Raw genomic sequence first — 3,941 nt, 5'->3', positions numbered from 1 at the left:
GTTAATTATTAGAACTGAATTCTTTATCTGCGATAAAAGTTCCATCATCGTTTGAGAAGGAGAAATGTATGCGTATTGGTGCAATAATTTTTTCTTTCATTTCATCCGATGCTGATTGTGGCATCAAGTTCGAGAGGCTATCGCCGTATGTTTGCATTCCAGTCTTTAACGCTGTAATTTCTAAATCAGATAGGTGCCTTTTGAACTTTGCATTTATATTGAGCTGATCACCTTTAGTGTCAAACGTTATGTTGAATGGTGAGCTGCTAGTGGCATCATTAAATCCATTAGTGAGTTTTTTAGCTTCTTCTGGATGGCAATGTACGTATTCTTCAATATTTGCGCTTTTTGGTGCAGCGCAATTGTAATGCGGTTTAAGATTAGTTGAAATTACGTAGCCACCTACTGCAACTATTGCTACTACTATGACAACAATAAGCCAAATGTATTTTGACTTATGAGCACTTGTATTTGTTGCATTTGGATAAGCGTTTGCAGGATAGTTGTTGACTGGTTGTTGATTATTCTGATATAAGTTTGGTTGGTAACCATTATTTGGATTTACATTATTAGGGTAATTGTTGTTCTGGTATCCGTTATTTGGGTATCCGTTGTTCTGGTACCCATTGTTTCCATAACCATTGTTTGGGTATCCGTTATTTGGATTTACATTATTTGGGTATGTATTATTTTGGTAACCATTATTTGGATACTCGTTATTTGGCATCGGAGCAGGCGAGTAGTTGTTGTCTGGCAATTGGTTAGGATCCATAATTACTCCTTATAATGAATTGATAATCCAATAAAAATATACTCAATAATGCATACTAACGTGAGGTAATAAGTAAAAATTACATCTGTTGATATGAATAAAATTTTAGAAATTTGGCGTAAAACATTCAATTCAAATCATATTTGCAATATTTTCTATGCGGTCATGCGCACAAGGTAGTGTAGAAATAATTACGTGGTAACAAGGAGATATAGTGACTGAGCTTTTTACAGCTTCTCCTGTGATGGAACAGGCTGAAGCGCCTACATCAACTGATTCTATTTTTAATCGGTTGCTAAAAGATCGCATTATTTGGTTGGGATCTGAAGTAAAAGACGAGAATGCCAATGTTATTTGCGCGCAAATGTTAATGCTTGCTGCGGAAGATCCTAAGAAGGATATTTGGTTGTATATTAATTCGCCTGGAGGTTCAATTACTGCTGGTATGGCAATTTACGATACTATGCAATTAATTGAGCCAGATGTTGCAACTATTGCTGTTGGCATGGCTGCATCTATGGGTCAGTTCTTGCTTAGTTCTGGCACTCCTGGTAAGCGTTATATTACCTCACATGCTCGTGTGCTTATGCATCAACCTTCTGGCGGTGTCGGTGGCACTGCTACGGATGTGCGAATTAACGCAGAGCTTATTATGGATATGAAAAAAACGCTTTCTGAATTGACTGCAAAGCAGACTGGTCATACGGTAGAGGAAATTTACCGAGATAACGAATACGATCACTGGTTTACAGCTCAGCAAGCTTTGGAGTATGGTTTCGTAGATAAAATTGTGACCACTCCTGCTTCTATGCGCGGTGAGGAGTAATTATGGCAAGTGAAGAAGCAAAGTTTGTTGCGCGTGCTGAGCGTTTAGCTGGTTTTGGCGGCGTTACTTCTGCTCAGCGCATTACTAATCGTTACGTGTTGCCTCAATTTGGCGAGCAAACTCCATATGGCATGAAAACGCAAGATCCTTACACTAAGCTGTTTGAAGATCGCATTATTTTCATGGGTGTGCAAGTAGATGACACTTCTGCTGACGACATTATGGCTCAGTTGCTTGTTTTAGAAAGCATGGATTCTGATCGCGATGTGATGATGTACATTAATTCACCTGGCGGTTCGATGACTGCTATGACTGCGATTTATGACACAATGCAATACATTAATCCAGATGTTCAAACTGTTTGCTTAGGTCAGGCTGCTTCTGCTGCTGCTATTATTCTTGCTGCTGGAGCTGCTGGTAAGCGCATGATTTTGCCAAATGCTCGTGTGCTTATCCATCAGCCTGCAATGGGTCAAGATTTTGGTAAAGCTACTGAAATTGAGCTTCAAGCTAAGGAAATGTTGCGTTTGCGTTCTTGGTTAGAATCAACTCTTGCAAAGCATACTGGTCAAGATATTGGGCGCATCCGTAAAGATATTGAAGTGGATACTATTTTGACTGCTCCAGAAGCTAAAGCTTATGGAATGGTTGACGAAGTGCTTGAGCGCAGAGCATAATTCAATCTTTACAACTTAGCGAGTATTTATCAATTCTTGCATTTCTTAACAACAAACCCCGGTCGACACGCCGGGGTTTGTGTTTTAGCGCGGATGGTTGTATATTAGTCAAGTTGCCGGAAACAAGGACATGGTTCTTGAGGCTGGAAACATGCGCCAGTAGCCCAACGGATTAGAGCATCTGACTACGGATCAGAAGGTTGCAGGTTCGAATCCTGTCTGGCGCACAAACAAAACGCGAAGCTTTTGCTCCGCGTTTTTTTTTTAATTCGAATACAACTCGCTCGGTTTATGCCTCTCAGTTATACTTAAAAGTGCGAATCACATATTTTGCACTATAAAACGTTATAAACGTTATAAATGCATTTAGTGGAGGAAATATTTACAATATGATACGACGCAGTTGGAGAGTAGCACGCAATATTGCAAATAATGAGCGAATTTCTGGCTTAATTATGCTTGGTTTCGCTCTTACCGGCTTATTGCTTGCAAATATTCCTTTAACCGCACCAATATTTGAAGCCGTATCGCATACTCATGTAGGCATTCCGTGGACGAATATACACATGTCGATTGGTCACTGGGTACAAGATGGCGTGCTTACTATTTTCTTCCTTTCGGTTGGTTTAGATTTAAAACATGAGCTTATTGCTGGTTCGCTTTCTGACCCTCGCGCAGCTGCAATGCCAATGATTTGTGCTGTTGGTGGAATGATTGTGCCTCCTTTGCTGTTTGTTGCTACAGTAACTGTATTTTCTGAATTGCATGCTGGGCAGGAGATTATGCGTCTTACTTCTGGCGCTTTACCTTCGCTTGATATGGTTCGTGACGGGTGGGCAATACCTACAGCAACGGATATAGCTTTCTCTCTTGCTGTTCTTGCTTTATTTGCAAAAACTTTGCCACACGCTTTGCGCGCATTTCTTATGACTCTTGCTACAGTAGACGATTTGCTTGGAATAGCACTTATTGCTGTCTTCTTCTCGTCTCTTAACGCATGGTATTGGTTTGCTGGAGTAATTGCTTGCGGTTTGGTTTGGACTACTTTAGTGCGTTTGAAGCGCGTTCCATGGCCGTTGGTTGCAATAGTAGGAATTATGGCTTGGATTATGATGTATGAAGCTGGCGTGCATCCAACTTTAGCTGGAGTAATGGTGGGTTTGCTAACTCCGGCGCATTTAGTTCATGGTGAAAAAACGCTTCGGGCTGAACGCTATCGTGAAAAAATTCAGCCTGTTTCTGCGTTATTGGCTCTTCCAATTTTCGCTCTTTTCGCTACAGGAGTGCATTTTGAAACATTGACTTGGGAGTTGTTCTTCTCGCCAATTTTGATTGCCATCACTATTGCTCTTGTTGTTGGTAAACCTGTTGGAATTATGGCAACTGCTTGGATATCAAAGCGTGTTCTAGGTTTGAAAGTTCCTGATGGTCTTCGCGTAGTAGACTTAATGCCTACAGCATGTGCGTGTGGAATTGGTTTCACTGTTTCTCTTCTTATTGCCTCGCTTGCGTATTCTGACGCAGATTTGTCCGCTGAAGCACGTTTTGGCGTTCTTGTTGCTTCTATTATTGCTGCAGGAGTTTCTGGCTTCTTACTTTCTATGCAAGCAAAGCATATGGAAGAAGAATTAGATGAAGTTGAAGACTAGTTTTAATTATTATTTTC

4 protein-coding genes and 1 tRNA gene are annotated in these 3,941 nt (G+C 40.6%); 4 read left to right on the top strand and 1 reads right to left on the bottom strand.

The features are described 5' to 3' along the window. Position 1: 1 nt before the first annotated feature. Positions 2-772, bottom strand: a complete 771-nt coding sequence (locus A5294_RS05025; RefSeq protein ID WP_064340609.1) for a hypothetical protein — start codon at positions 770-772, stop codon at positions 2-4. Positions 773-986: 214 nt separating this feature from the next. Here A5294_RS05025 and A5294_RS05020 point away from each other — a divergent pair, with 214 nt between their 5' ends. The 4 genes from A5294_RS05020 to A5294_RS05005 all read left to right on the top strand — a co-directional run bounded on the left by A5294_RS05020 (position 987) and on the right by A5294_RS05005 (position 3,924). Continuing rightward, the gene (locus A5294_RS05020; RefSeq protein ID WP_004106325.1) at positions 987-1,598 is read left to right on the top strand and encodes an ATP-dependent Clp protease proteolytic subunit; all 612 of its coding nucleotides are present in this window, start codon (positions 987-989) and stop codon (positions 1,596-1,598) included. A gap of 2 nt (positions 1,599-1,600) precedes the next feature. Continuing rightward, positions 1,601-2,275: an ATP-dependent Clp protease proteolytic subunit gene (locus A5294_RS05015; RefSeq protein ID WP_064340608.1), complete on the top strand. Its 675-nt coding sequence runs from the start codon at positions 1,601-1,603 to the stop codon at positions 2,273-2,275. 153 nt (positions 2,276-2,428) lie between these two features. Next, positions 2,429-2,502: transfer RNA gene (locus tag A5294_RS05010), tRNA-Arg, on the top strand. A 162-nt stretch (positions 2,503-2,664) separates the two neighbouring features. Further along, positions 2,665-3,924: a Na+/H+ antiporter NhaA gene (locus A5294_RS05005; RefSeq protein WP_004106322.1), complete on the top strand. Its 1,260-nt coding sequence runs from the start codon at positions 2,665-2,667 to the stop codon at positions 3,922-3,924. The last annotated feature ends 17 nt before the right edge of the window (positions 3,925-3,941 follow it).

Origin of the sequence: Gardnerella sp. 30-4 (assembly GCF_001641215.1) — a bacterium.
GTDB classification, from domain to species: Bacteria; Actinomycetota; Actinomycetes; order Actinomycetales; family Bifidobacteriaceae; genus Bifidobacterium; species Bifidobacterium leopoldii.
The sequence above is the reverse complement of the archived record's forward strand: the minus strand, read 5'-3'. Positions and strand labels throughout refer to the sequence as shown.